The sequence below is a fragment of the Brevundimonas sp. D3-1P genome, assembly GCF_055809335.1.
Genome location: NZ_CM147908.1, coordinates 2,844,611 through 2,860,801, shown reverse-complemented (window position 1 = coordinate 2,860,801; position 16,191 = coordinate 2,844,611). Strand labels below are relative to the sequence as shown.

Here is a 16,191-nt window from a genome sequence, read left to right as displayed (position 1 = left end):
ACACGAACCAGCTGGCCGGCCAGTGGAGATCGTTTCGGGTCGCATCCAGCGCCTGTGGGCCGAAAGCCTCGATGACCAGACCGGCGCAGTCAAGGGCAACCTCAGGGAGATCGCGGGCTTGATCCAGAGGGGGTTCGGCCTCGCGACGGAGCAGGCCGAGAAAGCCGTGAACCGCTGGCAAAAGGAGCATCAACCGATCGCGACCCTCCACGCCCAGGGTGACCGTTTCAACGCCCTGATGGCCGATCACTGGGCGACCGCGAAGGCCCACATCGATGACGCCAGGGTGGACCTGGCCGACCGGCGCGAGGCGGTCGAGGCGGATATCGACCTGCTGATCTCGCGCCTGCAGACCCGGTTCAACGCCACGCCCTGGGCCGATTTCAACTGGCGCAACCGGGTCTACGGCAATCCGCTCGACGGGCTCGGCTACAATGTCGTGGCCGACGACGGGCTGAGGGCGGGCGCGCAGCTTCGGCCGCATTATTCCGGTCAGTCGGCCATCGAGGGGCTGGACCTGCCCGACCTCGGCGCCGACATGGCGGTCTATGCCTTCGTCGGGATTCCGGGGAACATCTCGGTCGGCGGACGTGTCATGCGTGACATCAGCAGTCAGACCGAGGGGACGACCTACTACGCCTCGGCCTCGCACCAGCGCCTGACGCGCATCGGCCTATTGCAGAGCACCCTCTATGAACGCGGCGGCGACGCCCGCAGCAACGACGCCTATTTCGGCGTCGATGCCGACGCGGCGAGTGTGACCGGTCTTACGCCCTATGCGCCGGGAAGCGGCGTCCGGAACGTCGGCGTCGCCTTCCTGATGCTGACGCCGATCGGCGACCACTGGGCCGTGGCGACTTTCGCCAACGCCGAGCGGGCCATGGGCGACGTCGCCGACAGCCCCCTGATCCAGGCTCGAGACGAACAGGGGGGATTCTGATCGTGCGCCGTTTCGGCGGCTGGTAGTTTTCCGGTCGGGCGATGACGCCCGGCCTCCACGCGGCGAATGACGCCGCAAATGACGGGGCTGAACTCATGGATACGCATTTCAATCCGCTTGGAGACTTTCTGAGCCGGGCCTGGTGGTTGCTTCTGCTGCGCGGCTTAGCGGCCATCGTCTTTGGCGTCCTGACCTTCGCTTGGCCCCAGGTGACGTTGCTGACGCTAGTGATCCTCTACGGAATTTACGCCATTCTGGACGGCGCGTTCGCCTTGCTCGGGGCCATCCGCGGGGGCGGCCTTGCGCCGCGCTGGTGGCTGGCCGTCGTGGGGCTCGTGGGACTGGCGGCGGGCGCGGTCGCCCTGGCCTTGCCCGGCGTGACCGCCGTCGCCCTTGTGGTCATCATCGGCGCGGCGGCCATCGCCCGCGGTATCTTCGAGATCGTCGGCGCCATCCAGTTGCGCAAGACGATCCGCAATGAGTGGCTGCTGATCCTCTCCGGCGCGATCTCTGTGCTGTTCGGTTTGGCCGTCATCGTCGTTCCCGGCGCGGGCGCCTTGGCCCTGGTCTGGCTGATCGGCGCCTGGGCCATCGTTTCGGGCCTCCTGATCGTCACCCTGTCGCTGAAGCTGCGGAAAATAGGGCGCTGAACGAGTCGTTCGGAAAACGGAGCCCCCGATCGCAGCCGCTCTGAAGGCCGCGGTCGAGGGGCTGCTTGCCGAACGCATCACGGCGCGGGCCGGGAATAACTGCCCCGAGGCGGACCGTATCCAAGATCGTGGTCTGCGCTCTTTGAAGTGATCCTATGTTGGTCTGCGGACCGGAATGGATGGAACCAAGGATGGCCGGGAAGCGCCACAAGCCCGGAGATCATAGCCAAGCTGCGCCAGGTTGAGGTGCTGACCGGGCAAGGCAAGTCGATCTCGGAGGGGTGAAGACGATCGCAGTGACTGAGACGACGTACTTCCACTGGCGGCGGCGTTCGGCGGGATGAAGACGGATCAGGTCAAACGGCGAAGGCGCTTTAGCTGGAGAACGCCCGGCTGCGTCGGGGGGGTGTCGGACCTGACGCTGGACAAGCTGATCCTGTGGGAGGCGGCCCCGGAAAACTTCTGAGCCCTGCCCGTCGCCGGACCTGCATCGACAAGGTGCGGGCCGAGTTGAACGTGTCAGAGCGGCGCGCCTGCGCGGTGCTCCACCACCATAGGCATATCGTGACTTTGGACAAGTGATCGTCGGCCGCCGACGATAGCTACGATGTTTATTTAGATTTGGCTCGAGTCGTTCCACGCTCTGCCTGAAATGACATGCGTTTCCCTGTATTTGGAACCGCATTTCTGGCGCGGGATCGTGAAAACCTTCTAAGAAGCATTAGCTTAAAGGCTCAGGTGTTCAGAGAGGATTTGGCTAAGTTTGAGCTATTCCCTGTTTAAGCGGCTCGATCAGGGAGTTAGCCGGCACATTTTGGAAGTGCCGGTCACGGAGAGAATGACCTCCGCTCCTTGGCACACCACCATCAGCCTCCCTCTTCCATCGGCGCGACCGAGGAAGAGGGAGACTGGCCATCCTTTTTCAGACATCCGATCATCTCGTCGCTGCAGCCTTCGCCGTGCGTCGGCGGGAACCTTGGCCGTTCCATCGCGCTCTCCTGCTGCAACCCGCTTCAGCCAGGAGAACGACGATGAGCGAGATCAAGGAAGGCATGGAGGTCATCGGCGCCGACGGCGTCCATGTCGGCACGGTGGACCGCCTGGACGGCGACCGCATCAAGCTGACGCGACGCGACGGCGGCGCCCACGGCGACCACCACCACTATATCGAAAAGGGCTTCGTCGCCGGCGTCGAAGGCGACAAGGTGCGTCTGTCGGCCAACGCCGACGTCGCCGTCACCCTGGAGGAGGAAAAGTCCGGCAAGCCGGTCGATCTCTGAACGGCTCGGCGGCGGCGTTCACAACAGCGCCGCCGCCAGATTGACCGTAAGCGCCAACACGACGGCGTTGAAGAACCAGGCGATGAGGCAGTGCAGCGTGGCCAGGGCGCGAAGCCGGCGGCTGGAGATCTGCACATCGGCCGTCTGGTTCGCCACGCCGATGATCAGGCTGAAATGCAGGAAGTCCCAGTAGTCGGCCTCTTCCTCGCCCGGAAACATCAGCCCGCCCCGGTCGCCCCGCCCCTTCGCCTTGGGCGCGTAGAAACCGTGGGCGTAGTGCAGGGCGAAGATGACGTGGACGTACAGCCACGACAGACCCACCGTCAGGATCGAGAAGCCGGCCTGGGCCGGGGACGGCTTGCCCCCGTTCATCATGACCAGGACCAGCACGACGATGCTGGCGAGCGCCGCCGCCAGGCTAAGCGGCAGAACCATCTTTCCGGCCTGGTCCATCTCGGCCGCCCGTCGTCGGATGGCGGCCTGCGAGCGCGAGCGCAGGATGTGGACGAAGCTGACGACCAGAAAGGCCGCCACGCCCGCGTCCCAGCCCGCCGCCAGCCTCAGCGCCGCCCCGGCCGATGCCGGCATCGCCAGGGCCACGCCCGCCAGCACCGCCAGCCCCAGCCAGAGCGAGAAATGCAGACGGAACACGCGCGTGAAAAAGCCCATGCCCAGAGATCGCCCATTTGCGGACGCGCGTCCACAGGTCGCATGGGCGACCGCCCGAACACCGCATCGGCGAGGCGTCGCCGCGGGCCGGAGCCAGTTACAGGGGCGTCAGTTCCGCGCGGTCGGCGCCATGCCGGGCGGACAGCCGCATCGGCCGGCCGCGCACCCACAGCCGCTCGATCTCGATCGCCCGCCACCCCGCCGGAAGCACGACGGGCCGGCGCGGCCAGGCCTGGGGATCGCCGTCGTCGACGACCACGCCGGTCAGGCCCAGCATGAGACCCAGCAGCATCCCACCGAGATTGGCGAAGAAGGGCCCGGCCGCGACCTGGCTGTCCGGGTGGTCGGGCCGGTATTCCAGACACTGGTGGAAGCGTCCCCGGTCATAGGCCGCATAGCCTTGCTCGAAGAGGCGCAGCGCCAGGTCGCGGTCCCCCGCCATCGCCGCCCAGGTCGTATAGAGGGCCGGAAACATCGGCGCCCCGACATAGGCCTCCCAATGCTTCAGATAGAATTCCAGCGTCCGCCGCCGCTCCTCGATCGGAGAGGGATGGTCATAGGGAAAGAACCCGGCCAGCGGCGAAGGGGTGGCTCCCTTCGGCTCCGAGACCCTGAAGCCGTCGTGGGCGGCGATGACGCCGTCCGACCGGATGGGAAGATACAGGCTCTCGGCGGCCTGCGCCCATTCCGGCGGCGGCGTCCGGCCGATCTGCTCGGCCGCCCGAACGGCCCGGCGCAGGATCTGCTTGGCCGCCATGACCGTGAAGGCGTCGTTGTCGGGGGGATCGGGCACCTCCGCCGGTCCCGTGGAGCGTTTGATCTCGAGACCGCGATCGGTGCGGGTCGCGCGGCTGACGATCCAATCGGCCACGCCGGACAGCACCGGCCAGGCGTCCTCCTTCAAAAAGGCCTCGTCCCCCGTGGCGTCGGCGTACAGGGCGAAGGCGCGCGCCGTGTGCAGCGAGCCGTGATCCTCGTGCGCGGCGCTGTCGCCCGCCCCCGGCGCGGCCTCCTGCCCTGACAACGGCGCCGCCTCCCACGGAAACTGCACGCCCTCGCGCCCCGACAGCCGCGCATTGGATCGGGCCGCCTCCAGCCCGCGCCGCCTAAAGTCCAGCATGGCCAGGGCCGCGTTCGGCTGCGACAGGATCAGGGGCGGCACGCAGAAGGCGTCCACGTCCCACATCACATGCCCATAGTAGTAGTGATAGTCGTGCCAGGTCGCGAGACCGAAGATGGAGGTCGCCGACGGCGAGGCGGCGTGGGTGGAACAGTTCAGATAGTAGAAGGCGGCGTCGATCAGGGCCTGGTGGGCGGGCGAGGCGCCCTCGACGACGATCCGGCCGCGCCAGAGTTCGGCCCATTCCGCCCGATTGCGGGCGCGCAGTTCGTCGAAGCCGGTGGCCTTGGCGCGCGCCACGCGGCGCACCGCTTCCTCGTCGGGGCGGTCATGAACGATGGACGGCACGGCGGCGACGATCTGGCGGAGCCGCACGCTCCGATCGGATCGGGCGCGAACACGGTATTCGCTTCGCAGCGGGCCGGCCGCGTCCCAGGCCTGGGTCGAAGGCTCGGCGTCGCCCCCTCCGTCCAACGCCGTGACCAAGGCTAAGCCGCACTGGCTCATCCCGCCTTCGGACTCCCACAGCAGCGACCCGTCGCACACAGGTTCGGGCTCGCCCGGCGTATCCGTGCGGCGGCGCGCGATCCGGCCTCTCAAGCCCCCGGTCTCGATGATGGCCCGCAGACCGACGTCGCAGGGCGCCGAGGGGCGAACCTCCACCTCCTGCAACACGACCGACGGCGCCGTGCGGCTTGCGAAGGTGACGACGGCGACGTCGGCGGCGACCCCAGCCGCCTCATAGCGGAACAGGCTTGTGAGTTCGCCAGCGGCGAAATCGTATCGCTGCACGAGTCGGGACACCGATGACGGCTGATCGCTCAGCCAGACGCCGTTCAGCGCCAGGTCGCCGGCCAGCGGATAGGGCGCCGGGGCCGCCGCCTCCACCCTTCGCTCGGGGTGTTCGCCGGCGAAGCCGTTGACGATCCCCATGCCGGGCTGCAACGGCTGCTCGCGAACACGCAGGCCGATGAGCCCGTTGGCGATGTAGGCCGGCAGGTCGCCGTCGCGAGGGCCCGCCTCTTCCGGCGGATTGATCGGAAGGGACGCCGGCCTAACCACGGAAACGCCGCGAAAGACCCTTGGAGACCAGGAAGGCCGGAGCGATCCGGCCGGAAGCGTAGCGTCTCATCGAACTCTCCGCATCGGTCGAACAAAGATATCGGCGGGCGCCCGCAGCCTTCCGCCGTCGCCGCATCAATGCACGACGCAGACGGAAGTTTCTGGCGCGCAAGGCAAGACTTCGTTGTAAATCTCTGCGGCAGGACTCCAACGTTTCGGCCGCATCTGCAAGCGTCAGGAACCAGTGAGCGTTCAGGCGCTCGGCCCGTAAGCTGCCGTTGAAGGCCTCGATGAAGGCGTTGTCCGACGGGCGGCGACACAAAAAATATTCCGGGTTGTGCACTTATACATCGATGCGGGTGGAGCCCGTCGGGTTTGCGAGCTTTGGCTTGACGCCGGGGGCGTTTTGGGGCCTTGGCACCGCATCAGATCTGACCGTAGGCCGAAATGAACGACGCAGTTGATCCCGTAGACATCGCAATCGGCGGACGCATCCGCGCGCGTCGAGAAGAACTTCGCATCACCCAAGCGCAGCTGGCCGCCGGCGCGGGCGTGACCTTCCAGCAGATTCAGAAGTACGAACGGGGCGTCAATCGCGTCTCGGCGGCGCGACTGCTGCAGATCGCCTCGGTTCTGAAATCGACCGGCGCGGCCCTGCTGGGTGAACTGGAGACGGCGGAGGGAGACGAGCTTGCGCTGGCCGCCCCGGGCGTCGCCGAACTGCTGGCCGCCTTCCGCGGCATTCAGGACCCCGCTCAGCGCGACGCCCTGCTGACCGTCGCCAAAGGACTGCACGGCTGATCGCCCGCCGTCCCCCAGGTCAGACCCGGGCGCGACGCAGCAGCCGTTCCACCGGCTGGCCTTCGGCTTCGTTCGTCGATTGATCGGCCAGCCAGCGCTGGACGGCGGCGACGGCGCGCAAATCCAGCCCGTCCGAACGGCCGCCGTCGCCCATGTTCTGGCGCACGACTTCCAGCATGCAGGCCGCCTCGGCCGCATTGGCGGGCGTGTGGTTGAGCAGGCGCAGCTCGGCCTCCACCATCGGCCCCAGGTCCAATTCGACCAGCAGGTTTTCGGGGCTGCCCGAAACGCCGACCTTTTCGGCCATGGCGGCGGTGTCGAACCACGAGCGGAAAAGAGGCAGGAAGCCTTCGAGGGGTTCGGTGATCATGGTTCAAGTCCTTTGAGTGCGAACGCCGCCGGGCTTGGCCCGCAGCGGTGAATGAGCGGGCGTAGGGCGCGGAACGCGCCTCCCACACCCCGAAGATCGCCAACAGCATGATCTCGACCCAGACGGTCATGCGCGCGGTGACGATGGACCAGGTCAGGGCGCCGGGACCGACCAGCGAGGACAGATGGGTGATGAAGGCCAACAGCTGGGCGCCGGCGGCCATCAGCAGCCACCAGCGATCGTAGCGAAGGGCCAGTCGGACCAGCAGGATCAGCAGACCGAGCGAGATCGCCGCGACCGCCCATCGAAACTGGCCGATGACCAGATGATCGACCCAGATCGACAGAAGCTGGGCCAGGAAGAGGCCCAAGGCGGCTTCGCGTTCCGGCCGCCGGCCCTTCCAGACCAGCAGACACAAGGCGACGACCGTCAGGCCCGTGCCGAATATCCAGAGCGGCGAAGGCACCCGGCCGCGTCCGATCAGGCGGCCAGCTTGACGATGTCGAGGCGGGCGGTCGGCTTGGGATCAGTCTTGGATTCGCCCATCCCCTCCATGCGCCAGCCGATGCCGTGGTCGTCGGCGACCGTCGCCAGCTCGGCGTGGCCGGCGACGACGCTGGCGCGCACCGTGGCCAGTTGGCCCAGGCCCGCGATGATGTGTTCGATGGCCGCCTGGCCCACCTCGGCGGCCAGGCGGCTTTCGACCCGGCCTTCCAGCGAGGTCTGAACCAGGCGGCAAACCTCGATCATGGCCCGGTCAATCGCGTGTTCCGCCGTGCGGACCTGCCGTGCGACCCTGACCCCAACCTGCATATTCTTCATTTGGTCCGATCCTTCAGAATGATATCCGCGTCAGCGGGTCCACTCGGGAGCGATCCGGTCGAACAGGGAGGGAACCACCATGCCTGCCGTCACGATCCCGATGGCGAGCAGCAGGGCGACGACGGCGGCGGCGGTCATGATCCCCAGCCGCGGGCCGATCCCGCGGGGCGGGGGCGGCAGCAGCCAGGACGCAGGGACATCGGCGCTGTCGTCGATCGACTGTTCGACCGACGCCGGATCAACAGACCCGGTTTCGACGGGTTCGGACATGAGTATCGACGCCTCTGAGTAGGCGCTACTCAGCCTGCGCGCAGCCAGCTTGCGGTCCGAGACGCCCAACTTGGCGTAGGCGTGATGCAGATGGTTTCCGACGGTGCGCGGCGAGATGCCGAGACGCGCAGCGATCTCCTTGTCCTCCAGGCCTTGGCCGGCCAGATGGACGCATTCGCTTTCTCTCGTCGTCAGGCTGTCAGGCATCCGATCCCCTCCGGCCCTCTTTACCGTATTTCCGGAAGGTGTCAGCCGCCTAGGCACGGCATGCGCAACGTAATGAAGCAGGACCATCGTCAGATCACTTGAAGATATAAGCATATCTTTATATGTCTGGCCCGCTGACACTGACAGGAGCCTCTCTTGGCCGCTCGTTCCTCCTTCCTCTTCACCTCGGAAAGCGTTTCCGAAGGGCATCCCGACAAGGTCGCGGATCGGATTTCGGACACCGTCGTCGACGCCTTCCTGGCCAAGGACCCCGAGGCCCGCGTGGCGTGCGAGACCCTGGTCACGACCCAGCGCATCGTCCTGGCCGGCGAGGTCCGGGCGACCCAGCCGGGAAACACCAGGGAACAGAACGAAGCCTTCACCCAGAGCATCATCGACAGCCTGGAGCCGCTGGTCCGCGCCGCGGTCAGGGATATCGGTTACGAGCAGGACGGCTTCCACTGGGAAACTGCGGAATACGCCTGCCACCTGCACGCCCAGTCGGCCGACATCGCCGTCGGCGTCGATTCGACAAACGAGAAGGACGAGGGCGCGGGCGACCAGGGGATCATGTTCGGCTACGCCTCCAACGAGACGCCCGAACTGATGCCGGCGACGCTGCAGTACAGCCACAACATCCTCAAGCGCCTGGCCGAGGTGCGCCACGCCGGCGGTTCGCAGCTGGAGCCGGACGCCAAGAGCCAGGTCACGATCGAGTACGAGGACGGCAAGCCCAAGCGCGCCGCCTCCATCGTTCTGTCGACCCAGCACGCCAAGGGGCTGAGCTCGGAACAGGTCGCCGAGATCGTGAAGCCCTACATCCTCGACGTGCTGCCGGAAGGCTTCACCGACGAGAACACCGTCTGGCACATCAACCCGACCGGCATCTTCGAGATCGGCGGGCCGGATGGCGACGCCGGCCTGACCGGGCGCAAGATCATCGTCGACACCTATGGCGGAGCGGCCCCGCATGGCGGCGGCGCCTTCTCGGGCAAGGATCCGACCAAGGTGGACCGTTCGGCCGCCTACGCCTGCCGCTACCTGGCCAAGAACGTGGTCGCCGCCGGCCTAGCGGACCGCTGCACGATCCAGATTTCCTACGCCATCGGCGTGGCCAAGCCCCAATCGATCCACGTCGATCTGCACGGCACGGGCAAGATCGCCGAAGCGGTGCTGGAGGACAAGATCCTGGACCTCATCGGCGGCGCGACGCCGCGCGCGATCCGCCAGCACCTAGGCCTGAACAAGCCGATCTACGCCCGCACCACCGCCTATGGCCACTTCGGCCGCGCGCCCGACGCCGATGGCGGTTTCAGCTGGGAAAAGACCGACCTGGTCGAAAAGCTGAAGGCCCTGGCCTGAAACCCGTCAGGCGGCCTGGTCGTCGAGGATCAGGCCGCGCACGCCCGTCAAATTGGCTTCGGTCAGGTCGATCTGGCGGGTCTGGGCGCCGTGCAGGATCGCCCGGCCCAGGTCGGCCCCGGCCAGCACCGCCCGCTTCAGGTCCGCGCCCGACAGGTCCGCGCCGCGCAGCACGGCCCCGGTCAGATCGGCCGGCATCAGACGGTCCGCCGCGATCAGAAGCGGCCCCAGTTGCGCCTCTCGCAGATCCGCGCCGTTCAGGCGCGCCCCGCGCAAACGGGCGCCGCGCAGGTCGGCGCGACGCAGCCGGGCCGAGCGCAAATCCGCGTTCTCGAGCTGGGCGCCCTGAAGTTGCACCCCCTCCATGTCCAGGCCGTAGAAGACCGCGCCCCTGGCCGACAGGGCCGTCAGGTTCAGTCCGGTGATGGATTTCAGCGGGCGCAGATCGACCCCGTCGAACACGGACGGCTGGCCCGCGACGCCGCCGGTCTCGCACCAGCGGGCGTGTTCGCGCAGCATTTCGGCCGCTGGCATCCGATCGACGGATTCACAGGCCGAACGCTTGTCCGTCAGCGCGCCCTGCATGTCCGCCCCGTCGGCGCGCCACAGGGTGGTCTTGCAGCCCACCAGGATGGCGTCGCGAAGATCGGCGCCCGACAGGTCCGCCCCCGACAGGTCGGCCCCGGCCAGGTCCGCGCCGCGGAAGTCGGCCTGTTTCAGATTGGCCCGCACCAATTTGCAGTCCTTCATCACCGCGCCGGAGAAGTCGGCCTTCATGGCGATGACGCCCGACATCTTCGAGCGTTGAAGATTGGCGCCGGCCAGACAGGCGCCGCTGGCCTCCGTTTCGTCGCGATGGCGCGGCTCGATGACCTTGAAGCCCAGCTTGGCGTCGGCGGCGGCGATCGCGCCTTCGCGCAGGTCCGCCTCGAACATGTCGGCGCCCGACAGGTCCGCGCCCCGCAGGCAGGCGCCACGCAGATCGGCCCGCCGCAGGCTGGCCTCGGCCAGGATGGCGTCCTGCATGTCCGCGCCGAAGAAGTTGGCGTTGTCCAGCTTGGCCCCGGTCAGGTCGCAGCCCTCCAGGCAGGCGGCGGCGAAGTCGGCGTCCGCCAGGTTGCGCCCCTTCAGGCTGAGGCCCGACAGGTCCATCCAGGCGAAGACCGCGCGGGCGCCGCCGGGGCGGGCCTGGAACAGGCGGTCGTGCCGGGCGCAGACCACGTCCAGCTCCGCCTGCGTCAGGCGTCGTCTCACGATGGGTTCCGCAGCCAGGGCCATCGGATCAGCTTAGGACGTTTCGCTTAAGAAAGCCTTGAACGACAGACGCTTGTCTCGACCGGACGTCCGGCCTCAGCGCGTCAGGAGCCCCTGCTCGGCCAGGGCGTCGGCCAGTTCGCCGGGGCCGGTCCACAGGCGGGTGTAGCCCGCCTCGCCCAGCCGCTTCAGCTCCGTGACCAGATCGGCCTTGGGCGAGGCGACGAAACGCCCGTCGAAACCCTCGCCGTCCTGGCTGACCCGCACCATCGGGCGGCCGGTTTCCAGCCGGTGCAGAAAGCCTTCGCACAGGGCCTCGCCCTCTTCGCACATCAGGCCGGTCTCGACCGCCAGCCCCCGGGCGCGCAGGCGTTCGGTGCCGCGTCCGGCGGCGAAAGGCGATGGGTCCAGGCAGGCGATGACCACGCGCGCAACTCCGGCCTCGGTCAGGAAATGGGCGCAGGACTTGCGGCCCGACGACCGCGCCCCGCACGGCTCTAGCGTGACATAGACGGTCGCGCCGACCACGTCGGGACCGGCCGCCGGCACGGCCTGCTCCTCCGCGTGGGGCCGGCCGCCCGGCGCGGTCGCGGCCTGGGCGACGACGCGGCCGTCCTTGACGATGACGCAGCCGACGGCGGGGTTGGGCCAGGTCTCGCCCATACGGCCCCGCGCCAATTCGATGGCCTGGGCCATGAAGCCGCGGTCGGCGTCGCTCCAGCTCATGACGCTTCGGGCAGGGCTTCGGCCCGATCCGCATCCAGATAGCGGGCGGCTGTCGGCTTCAGCGCCGCGTCCAGGTCGATCTCCAGCGGATTGCCGGTCGGAATCTCGACGCCGACGATCTTGTCGTCCGGCACATCGAACAGAAGCTTGACGATGGCGCGCAGGGAGTTGCCGTGGGCGGCGATCAGCACGTCCTCGCCGGCCTTCAGGCGCGGGGCGATCTCGGCGTCCCAATAGGGTTTCACCCGGTCCAGCGTGCTCTTCAGGCTCTCGGTGTCAGGGATGGCCTTGCCGGCGTAGCGGGGGTCGACGTTGAAATCGAACTCGCCGCCCGGCGCCAGCGGCGGCGGCGGCACGTCATAGCTGCGGCGCCAGATCTTGACCTGGTCCTCGCCATGCTTCTCGGCCGTCTCGGCCTTGTTCAGCCCCGTCAGCCCGCCGTAGTGGCGCTCGTTCAGGCGCCAGTCCTCGATCACGGGGATGTCCTTCAGGCCGGCCGACTCCAGGGCCAGGGCGCCGGTGCGCTTGGCGCGCGTCAGGACCGAGGTGAACATAACCGCCGGCTTGAACCCTGCCTGGGCGATCAGTTCGCCGCCCCGACGCGCCTGGGCCTCGCCCTCCGCCGTCAGGTCCACGTCGACCCAGCCGGTGAAGCGGTTTTCGAGGTTCCACTGGCTCTGGCCGTGGCGAAGCAGGATCAGGCGCGGCATTCGGTCGTCCTTGGGTCGTTCCGGGGCGGTCGGTCCCCTGCGGGGTAGGCCGCCGTCAGAAGTCGGTCAAGGTTCGCCGGCGCCGCGCGAACGGTCGCGCGGTTACTTGTCGCCGTCGCCGCGCGGGCGTAACCAGGAGCCATGTCCGACCGCACCTTCTTCGCCCTGGCCTTCGGCGCCGCCGCCGTCATGATCGCGGTCGCCGTCGTCTGGCCCTAGGCGGCTCCGGTCTGGATCAGAACAGGATCTTGCGCAGATTGATGCGGAAGACGCGGCCCTGCGGGTCCAGATAGTCGGACTGATAGTTGACCGGGGTCGATCCGTCGCTGCTGGTGACGGACACGCGGTCGTCGAAGATGTTCTGAATCCCGAAGCCGATGCGCGCGCCCTTCAGGATCGGGAAACGCTCGACCCAGGACGCGCGCTGGGTCAGATCCGCGAAGGCGAAGATGTTGACCGTCGTGCGGCCCGAGAAGTCCAGATCGGGCGAATCCACAGCGTCGCCATTCACCGTCGTGCCCGAGCGCCAATTGGCGTTGACGAAGGCGCCCAGGCCGTTCCTGAACAGTCCGGTCTGCAACTGGACCTCGTGACGCGACTGGCCGCCCGATCCCGAGATGGAATCGCCGTCCAGCAGGTCCAGCGGCGCCAGGCCGTCGCGGATCGTCACCTCGTCCTGGACGCGCCAGGTATGGGTCAGCGACAGGTTGAACATCCCCTGCCCCGGCTGCATTCCGGGTCCGCGCGAACCGCGCAGCCGGCCGCCGGGGCCGCCAGGTCCGCCCGGGCCAGGCCCCATCATCATCACGCCGCCGCCGGGCCGACCGCCGGGGCCGCTCGCCGCCGCTGGCGCGCTGGGTTGGCCGAACGGGCGCGAGAAGTTGAAGCCCCACTGAACGTCCTGCTGCTCGCGCTTGAAGAAGTTCAGCGGGCGGGCGTCGATGGACAGCAGATCGCCGTCGGCGTCGCGCACGAACCGATCCGGCAGGGCGGCCTCCAGGTCCGGCGTAATGGCGGGGAAACTGGCGATCTCGTTGTCCGCCTCGGTGCGGGTATAGGCCAGGTTCAGACGGAAGTCCTTGTCCGACACCGGCTGCCAGTTGACGCCCAGCTTCAGGATACGGCGATCCTCGGCCTTCAGATTGGGATCGCCGCCGGTGATCTGGGTGATTTCGACGGTCTGGCCGGTGTTGAAGTCGAAGACGGGCGTGTTGGGCGTGGCGACCGTCGGATCGTTCAGCTGCTGGACCGTGGGGGCCTTGCCTTCGTCCGAATAGTTGGCCGACAGCGCCAGCCGCTGGACCGGCGACCAATTCAGCCCCGCGCCCACCGTCGAGACGCCGCCGAAATCGGACAGCTCCTGATAGGCCAGGTTCAGATTGGCCGACAGATCGCCGATCTTGGGCAGGACGCCGCGTTCGACGCTGGAGATGGGCAGGTCGAAGTTGGCCTGGACGCTGCCCTGGTCGCGCGATTGGGACCGGTCGGTCGAGACGCCCGAACGCACGCTTTCGGAATCCAGCGATTGACGGCCCGCGCCGACCTTGAAGGTCGAGGTCGCTTCGCCCGCCGGCAGTTCGAATGGGCGACCATTCAGCACCAGTTCGGCGCTCAGGGTCTGGGCCGTCGAATGGGCGGTGTCGCGCGCCCGTTCGGTCACGCGGCCGTCGATGTCGGCGAACGGATTGACGCTCGGGTCGTTGGCCGTGATCGCCGCCTGCAAGACCGTGGCGTCCAGGCCGCGACCCGTCGAGGTGTCGGTCCGCACGCGGCTGTAGTCCCCCGTGGCGGTCCAGCGCCAGTCGCCGACATACCCGTCGAACACCGTGCCCAGGCCGATGGTGCGGGTGTCGGTCTGGCGTGTCAGGGCGTCGGGCCGGTCGACGTAACGATAGAGCAGGACGTCGTCGCCGAACGGCGAGAAGGGATTGGCGTCCGGCAGGGTCAGGGCGACGCCGGGCAAGCCCAGATAGCTGAAGCTGCTGGCGTCTTCGATGCTGCCGCTGAGGGTCATGCCGACCTTGTCGTTCAGGTCGTGCTTGTAGGTTCCGGCGATGGAGGCCTGATCGGTCTGGGGCGACAGGGTGCGGTAGGCGTTCAAATCGCCGGTGTTGGCCACCCCCGCAGTCGAGAGAAAGTCGGACAGGGTCGTCGCCCCACCCGCCGCGACGGCCGGCACGCCCGCGACGACGACGCTCGATCCCGCCAAGGCTGAAAGAGCCGGGTCGATCTGACCGCCGTTCAGGCCGCCGATGTTGCCGCGAAGATCGAACAGGGCGCCGGCGTTGGCGCGGTCGATGTCGCGCTCGGTCTCGAACAGGGTGTTGGCGGTCGTGCCGTTGATGTCCAGCGACCAGCGGTCCGCCCCGGCGATGCGCAGGACGTTGTTCTCGCTGGTGGTGGTCGTGCGACCGCCCTGTTCCGGCCGACTGACGTTGACCGAGGCGGTCAGCGACTTGAAGTCGGCCTTCAGCACGATGTTCACCACCCGCTGGTTGGCGCTGTAGCCATAGGACAGGGCGGTCTCTTCCGGCAGGATGTCGAAGCGTTCAATGGCCTCGGGCGGAATGCCGCGGATTTCCCGGAAGCCGGAGATGCGCCGGCCGTTGACCAGGAAGACCGGCGAGCCGCCCCGCGCGCTGCGGGTCTGGGCCTCCAGCAGCGTCACCAGTTCGCCGATGTTGGTCGCGCCGAACGCCTGGATCTGGGCGGTGTCGTAGGAGACGATCGGCTCCTGTCCGCCCAGGGCCACGCCGCGACGCGCCGCCGTGACCTCGACGTCGGGCAGGACGACCGTCGGCGTATCCTGCTGGGATTGGGGCGAGGCGGTCGATTGAACCGGCGTCGGTTCGGCGGCGGGCTGGACGGCGGCGGCGGGGGCCAGCGCAAGAAGCAGAAGCGCGGTCTGGGTCATGGAACGATGGTCCGGGAGAAGATTTCAGACCTCCGTGGGACGTGACAAACGTGGCCGGAAAACGACCGAATTCATGAAGTTTCAGAAAGCGTTGCCGGCTTTCAACACCCTCGAAAAAGCCGCGACGGAATGGGCGATCAGCCGCGTTGAACTGAGTTGGCGCGCGCCCTGCGGGTGATCGCGGCCGCCTTGCGGACAAGAACGGCGCATCCAACCCGAGAGACGGCGCGCGAAGACTCCGCGTTGACCGTCCGCGGGCTTTCCGCTATAGGCCCGCCCTCTTGAGATTTCCGCGCCGTGGACGTGTGCTCCGCGGCGTTTTCCGTTCGAAGGTTTGACATGGCCAACAACCCCGGCGCCCGCAAGGCGATCCGCAAGATCGAAGCGCGTACCGAAGTGAACAAGGCGCGCCGCTCGCGCGTCCGCACCTATCTGCGCAAGTTCCAGGAAGCTCTGGCCGGCGGCGACGCCGCGGTGGCCAAGGCGGCCTTCGTCGAGGCCCAGTCCGAACTGATGCGCGCCGTCTCCAAGGGCGTCGTTCACAAGAACACCGGCTCGCGCAAGGTGTCGCGCCTGGCCGCCCAGCTGAAGAAGCTGTCGGCCGCCTGAGCCCAAATTAATCCTACCGCGAACGGAACAGCTGTCGCTGTTTCGTTACGGGATTGCCAAGCGATTACAACGGCGAAGAAGCATCTGCTTCTTCGCCGTTTCGCGTTCCGGCGCTAAGCCACGAAAACCAGATCCGAGGTCGGCGAGCGGCGATCCGTCGAAAATTCCAAGCAGGATCAGGGTTTGACGGAGTCAAACAATTTAACTGCGAATCGACCAACGAATCAGCGTTGACCCACCCGGCTCTCGGCGTAAGTTTTGGCCTCTAACGCACTTCCATCCCAATACGGATGAAGACGGCGCGGGGCTTATGTTTCGCGTCGGCGGGAGATGTCTGTCCAGGAGTTCGGGCCCCGTCCGAAAAGCATCGCTTTTCGGCGCAGGAGAAGTCGTCCCTGAACCATCGCCCTGAAGCGCGAAAGGTC

The 16,191-nt window shown here is 67.5% G+C and carries 16 protein-coding genes and 2 pseudogenes; 8 read left to right on the top strand and 10 right to left on the bottom strand.

Annotated features, from left to right (window positions below):
- Positions 1–22: 22 nt before the first annotated feature.
- From AC0L6G_RS14465 to AC0L6G_RS14450, 4 genes and pseudogenes are all read left to right on the top strand, one after another.
- Entirely contained in the window at positions 23–940 is a 918-nt protein-coding gene (locus AC0L6G_RS14465; RefSeq protein ID WP_017504300.1) for a MipA/OmpV family protein, read from the top strand.
- A gap of 95 nt (positions 941–1,035) precedes the next feature.
- Positions 1,036–1,590, top strand: coding sequence for an HdeD family acid-resistance protein (locus AC0L6G_RS14460; RefSeq protein WP_026108291.1), 555 nt, complete (start codon positions 1,036–1,038; stop codon positions 1,588–1,590).
- Between the two features lie 191 nt (positions 1,591–1,781).
- Positions 1,782–2,148 (top strand): annotated as a pseudogene (locus AC0L6G_RS14455) (IS3 family transposase); the annotation flags it as partial.
- 473 nt (positions 2,149–2,621) lie between these two features.
- Positions 2,622–2,870, top strand: a complete 249-nt coding sequence (locus AC0L6G_RS14450; protein ID WP_473252527.1) for a DUF2171 domain-containing protein — start codon at positions 2,622–2,624, stop codon at positions 2,868–2,870.
- An 18-nt stretch (positions 2,871–2,888) separates the two neighbouring features.
- On the opposite strand, the gene AC0L6G_RS14445 is transcribed toward AC0L6G_RS14450, so the two are convergent.
- The 3 genes and pseudogenes from AC0L6G_RS14445 to AC0L6G_RS14435 all read right to left on the bottom strand — a co-directional run.
- Entirely contained in the window at positions 2,889–3,539 is a 651-nt protein-coding gene (locus tag AC0L6G_RS14445) for a DUF1345 domain-containing protein (RefSeq protein WP_473252526.1), read from the bottom strand.
- A 97-nt stretch (positions 3,540–3,636) separates the two neighbouring features.
- Positions 3,637–5,721 carry a glycoside hydrolase family 65 protein gene (locus AC0L6G_RS14440; protein ID WP_293827268.1) on the bottom strand — a complete coding sequence of 695 codons (2,085 nt, stop codon included), beginning with the start codon at positions 5,719–5,721 and terminating at the stop codon, positions 3,637–3,639.
- Between the two features lie 190 nt (positions 5,722–5,911).
- Positions 5,912–6,034, bottom strand: a pseudogene (locus AC0L6G_RS14435) (integrase core domain-containing protein); the annotation flags it as partial.
- Between the two features lie 134 nt (positions 6,035–6,168).
- Here AC0L6G_RS14435 and AC0L6G_RS14430 point away from each other — a divergent pair.
- Positions 6,169–6,522 carry a helix-turn-helix domain-containing protein gene (locus AC0L6G_RS14430; RefSeq protein ID WP_291539937.1) on the top strand — a complete coding sequence of 118 codons (354 nt, stop codon included), beginning with the start codon at positions 6,169–6,171 and terminating at the stop codon, positions 6,520–6,522.
- 19 nt (positions 6,523–6,541) lie between these two features.
- Here the strand turns inward: AC0L6G_RS14430 and AC0L6G_RS14425 are convergent, their stop codons facing one another.
- Complete coding sequence (locus tag AC0L6G_RS14425) at positions 6,542–6,892, bottom strand: hypothetical protein (RefSeq protein ID WP_293827267.1); 351 nt, start codon at positions 6,890–6,892, stop codon at positions 6,542–6,544.
- Between the two features lie 107 nt (positions 6,893–6,999).
- Here AC0L6G_RS14425 and AC0L6G_RS14420 point away from each other — a divergent pair, with 107 nt between their 5' ends.
- Positions 7,000–7,137, top strand: a complete 138-nt coding sequence (locus AC0L6G_RS14420; RefSeq protein ID WP_293827266.1) for a hypothetical protein — start codon at positions 7,000–7,002, stop codon at positions 7,135–7,137.
- A gap of 235 nt (positions 7,138–7,372) precedes the next feature.
- Here AC0L6G_RS14420 and AC0L6G_RS14415 read toward each other — a convergent pair whose 3' ends face one another.
- Together AC0L6G_RS14415 and AC0L6G_RS14410 are read right to left on the bottom strand one after the other, a co-directional pair.
- Positions 7,373–7,714 carry a hypothetical protein gene (locus AC0L6G_RS14415; protein WP_473252525.1) on the bottom strand — a complete coding sequence of 114 codons (342 nt, stop codon included), beginning with the start codon at positions 7,712–7,714 and terminating at the stop codon, positions 7,373–7,375.
- Between the two features lie 30 nt (positions 7,715–7,744).
- On the bottom strand, positions 7,745–8,191 hold the full coding sequence (locus AC0L6G_RS14410; protein ID WP_473252524.1) for a helix-turn-helix domain-containing protein: 447 nt from the start codon (positions 8,189–8,191) through the stop codon (positions 7,745–7,747).
- A gap of 156 nt (positions 8,192–8,347) precedes the next feature.
- Between AC0L6G_RS14410 and metK the strand changes: the two genes are divergently transcribed.
- Positions 8,348–9,553 carry a methionine adenosyltransferase gene (metK, locus tag AC0L6G_RS14405; RefSeq protein ID WP_473252522.1) on the top strand — a complete coding sequence of 402 codons (1,206 nt, stop codon included), beginning with the start codon at positions 8,348–8,350 and terminating at the stop codon, positions 9,551–9,553.
- Positions 9,554–9,559: 6 nt separating this feature from the next.
- On the opposite strand, the gene AC0L6G_RS14400 is transcribed toward metK, so the two are convergent.
- From AC0L6G_RS14400 to AC0L6G_RS14385, 4 genes are all read right to left on the bottom strand, one after another.
- Complete coding sequence (locus tag AC0L6G_RS14400; RefSeq protein ID WP_473252521.1) at positions 9,560–10,831, bottom strand: pentapeptide repeat-containing protein; 1,272 nt, start codon at positions 10,829–10,831, stop codon at positions 9,560–9,562.
- Positions 10,832–10,903: 72 nt separating this feature from the next.
- Positions 10,904–11,533: a bifunctional diaminohydroxyphosphoribosylaminopyrimidine deaminase/5-amino-6-(5-phosphoribosylamino)uracil reductase RibD gene (locus AC0L6G_RS14395; protein ID WP_473252520.1), complete on the bottom strand. Its 630-nt coding sequence runs from the start codon at positions 11,531–11,533 to the stop codon at positions 10,904–10,906.
- Positions 11,530–12,243: a 2,3-diphosphoglycerate-dependent phosphoglycerate mutase gene (gpmA, locus tag AC0L6G_RS14390; RefSeq protein WP_473252519.1), complete on the bottom strand. Its 714-nt coding sequence runs from the start codon at positions 12,241–12,243 to the stop codon at positions 11,530–11,532. The genes AC0L6G_RS14395 and gpmA overlap by 4 nt, the downstream gene beginning before the upstream one ends.
- Positions 12,244–12,478: 235 nt before the next feature.
- Positions 12,479–15,157, bottom strand: a complete 2,679-nt coding sequence (locus AC0L6G_RS14385; RefSeq protein WP_473252518.1) for a TonB-dependent receptor — start codon at positions 15,155–15,157, stop codon at positions 12,479–12,481.
- 339 nt (positions 15,158–15,496) lie between these two features.
- Between AC0L6G_RS14385 and rpsT the strand changes: the two genes are divergently transcribed.
- Entirely contained in the window at positions 15,497–15,766 is a 270-nt protein-coding gene (gene rpsT, locus AC0L6G_RS14380; RefSeq protein WP_087120755.1) for a 30S ribosomal protein S20, read from the top strand.
- The last annotated feature ends 425 nt before the right edge of the window (positions 15,767–16,191 follow it).